The organism is Actinosynnema sp. (assembly GCF_052038725.1).
In genome coordinates this window covers 1-2,927 of record NZ_JBQGCX010000323.1, presented here as the reverse complement: position 1 = coordinate 2,927, position 2,927 = coordinate 1, and the positions used below count along the sequence as shown (strand labels likewise).

3 protein-coding genes and 1 pseudogene are annotated in these 2,927 nt (G+C 73.9%); 3 read left to right on the top strand and 1 reads right to left on the bottom strand.

Annotation, left to right across the window (positions count from 1 at the left end):
- The first annotated feature begins 50 nt into the window (after positions 1-50).
- The 3 genes from ACTUAL_RS06450 to ACTUAL_RS06440 are packed head-to-tail and all read left to right on the top strand — an operon-like array spanning position 51 to position 2,566.
- The gene (locus ACTUAL_RS06450) at positions 51-869 is read left to right on the top strand and encodes a DUF3097 domain-containing protein (protein ID WP_440899602.1); all 819 of its coding nucleotides are present in this window, start codon (positions 51-53) and stop codon (positions 867-869) included.
- A gap of 45 nt (positions 870-914) precedes the next feature.
- Positions 915-1,346 (top strand): NfeD family protein, encoded by a 432-nt coding sequence (locus tag ACTUAL_RS06445; protein ID WP_440899601.1) that lies wholly within the window; start codon positions 915-917, stop codon positions 1,344-1,346.
- 29 nt (positions 1,347-1,375) lie between these two features.
- Complete coding sequence (locus tag ACTUAL_RS06440) at positions 1,376-2,566, top strand: SPFH domain-containing protein (protein ID WP_440899603.1); 1,191 nt, start codon at positions 1,376-1,378, stop codon at positions 2,564-2,566.
- Between the two features lie 52 nt (positions 2,567-2,618).
- Here ACTUAL_RS06440 and ACTUAL_RS06435 read toward each other — a convergent pair.
- Positions 2,619-2,927, bottom strand: a pseudogene (locus ACTUAL_RS06435) (hypothetical protein); the annotation flags it as partial.

Below are 2,927 nucleotides of genomic sequence, written 5' to 3'. Positions count from 1 at the left end.
CCCGCGCGCTGTCACGCCCGGTAGCCCGACCGGGGGTAACGTCCCCGGACGTGCGATCCCACGACTACGGCCGCGACGTCCTCTCCGCCCCCAAGCGCCGCAAGGTGCCCGAGGTCCCCGCCGAGCTCGGCCTGGTCGTGGAGGACGCCTCGTCCGGTTTCTGCGGCGCGGTGGTGCGGTTCGAGCAGGGCCGGGTCGTGCTGGAGGACCGCAGGGGCGGCACCCGGCAGTTTCCGCTGCTGCCCGCCGCGTTCCTGATCGACGGCGCCCCCGTCACCCTCACCCGACCCGCGCCGACCGCCGCCCCCGCCGCGGCGCGCGCGTTCTCCGCGTCCGGCTCGATCCGCGTGGAGGGCCTCAAGGCCCGCACCGCCCGCGACAGCCGCATCTGGGTGGAGGGCCTGCACGACGCCGAGCTGGTCGAGCGCGTGTGGGGCCACGACCTGCGCGTGGAGGGCGTGGTGGTCGAGCCCCTCGACGGGGTGGACGTGCTGGCCGAGCGGATCGCCGGGTTCGGCACCGGGCCCGGCAGGCGGCTCGGGGTGCTGGTGGACCACCTGGTGCCCGGCAGCAAGGAGTCCCGCCTGGTCTCCGCGATCAGCGACCCGGACGTGCTGGTCACCGGTCACCCGTACGTGGACGTGTGGCAGGCGGTCAAGCCCGAGGCGGTGGGGATCGCGGCGTGGCCGGTGGTGCCCAGGGGCGTGCCGTGGAAGGAGGGGGTGTGCGCGGCGCTGGGCTGGGGCGAGCCGTGGCAGGGCTGGCAGCGGGTGCTCGCCGGGGTCGGCGGGTTCCGCGACCTGGAGCCGGCGATCCTGGGGGCGGTGGAGCGGCTGATCGATTTCGTCACGGAACCGTTGCCGGATTAGTCCGATTCCGCCAAGATCCCCCGCCCGCCCCGCATCGGTGGAAGGATGGGTTCCGTGCCCGCGCTGATCTGGATGATCCTCGGTGTCCTGCTGATCGCGGCCGAGGTTCTGTCGGGTGACTTCGTGCTCGTCATGCTGGGCGCCGCCGCGCTCGGGGCGGCGGGCGCGGCGGGGCTGGGCGCCGATCTGGTGGTCAGCGCCCTGGTGTTCTGCGCGCTGTCCCTCGGCCTGGTCGCCGGGGTCCGCCCGGTGCTCAAGCGCCGCCTGGACAAGGGGATCGGGCACCGCTCGGGCGTGGAGGCGCTGCTGGGCGGCACGGCTGTCGTCGTGTCCACAGTGGACGGGCACGGGGGTAGGGTCCGCATCGGGGGCGAGGTCTGGTCGGCGCGGTCCGTGGACCACGCCGTGCTCGAACCCGGCGCGGAAGTGACCGTTGTCGAGATCTCCGGCGCGACCGCCGTGGTGCTGGGGACCTGAGGAGGTGGGTTTTGACCGTCACAATCGTGTTGATCGCAGTCCTGGTGCTGCTGGTGCTGATCACGGTGGCGAAGTCCGTTCTGGTGATCCCCCAGGCCACGGCCGCGGTGGTCGAGCGCCTGGGCCGCTACCGCACCACCGCGGCGCCGGGCCTGAACATCCTGGTGCCGTTCCTGGACCGGGTGCGCGCCCGCATCGACCTGCGCGAGCAGGTCGTGTCGTTCCCGCCGCAGCCGGTGATCACCCAGGACAACCTGACCGTGTCCATCGACACGGTCGTGTACTTCCAGGTGACCGATCCGCGTTCGGCGGTCTACGAGATCTCCAACTACATCGTGGGCGTCGAGCAGTTGACCACCACCACGCTGCGCAACCTGGTGGGCGGCATGAGCCTGGAGGAGACGCTCACCTCCCGCGACCAGATCAACAACCAGCTGCGCGGCGTGCTCGACGAGGCCACCGGCCGCTGGGGCATCCGGGTGGCGCGCGTGGAGCTCAAGGCGATCGACCCGCCGCCCTCCATCCAGGACTCGATGGAGAAGCAGATGCGCGCCGACCGCGAGAAGCGCGCCATGATCCTGACCGCCGAGGGCCAGCGCGAGTCGGCGATCAAGACCGCCGAGGGCCAGAAGCAGTCGCAGATCCTCGCGGCCGAGGGCGCCAAGCAGGCGTCGATCCTGTCGGCGGAGGCGGAGCGGCAGTCCCGCATCCTCAAGGCGCAGGGCGAGCGCGCGGCCCGGTACCTGCAGGCGCAGGGCCAGGCGAAGGCGATCGAGATGGTGTTCGCCGCGATCAAGGCCGGGCGGCCCACGCCCGAGGTGCTGGCCTACCAGTACCTGCAGACGCTGCCGCAGATGGCGCAGGGCGACGCGAACAAGGTGTGGCTGGTGCCCAGCGACTACGGCAAGGCCCTGGAGGGCTTCGCCAGGATGCTGGGCAAGCCGGGTGACGACGGCGTGTTCCGCTACGAGCCCCCGGCCCCGGAGCCGCCCGCCGCGCCCGCGCAGGAGCAGGACGACCCGTCGGTCGCCGACTGGTTCGACACCGCGCCGGACCCGGCGGTGGCCGAGGCCGTGCGCGCGGCGGAGGCGGTGGCCCGCAAGGAGGTACCCGGCCCGCTGGAGACCACCCGCCAGCTCGGCTCGCCCGAACCCCAGGTGGGGCAGGTGGGCGCGGGCGAGGAGCGCCGGGCCGTCGGGCAGGGCGAGGGCGCGGTCTGAGGGAGCGTGGTCGGCGAGGGGCGGTCCGCTTGGTGCGGGCCGCCCCTTTTCGTCACCGATCGCCCGCGCGGGCGGGCAGGGTGGCGCGGATGATCGCGGAGTGCGTCCCGTCGGCGACGGCGTGGGTCGGGGTGGTCCCGACGTCGGTGAGCCCGGCCGCGGCCAGGTGCTCGCGGTGCTCGGCGGAGGACGGGGCGCCCGCGACGCAGCCGACGTGGGAGCCGCGCCCGGCCGCGGCGGTGGGGTTGCCGCACCCGAGCGAGGCTGCGATGGTCTCGGCGGGCAGGGCGGCGCGGTCGGCGCCGGGGTACAGGCCGGAGCGAAGCTCTCGTCCACCTCCACCTGGGGCTGGCCGCGGCAG

Excerpts from the sequence above, each read along its gene's own strand:
- ACTUAL_RS06445 (WP_440899601.1), top strand. The coding sequence starts at position 915 with ATGGGTTCCGTGCCCGCGCTGATCTGGATGATCCTCGGTGTCCTGCTG.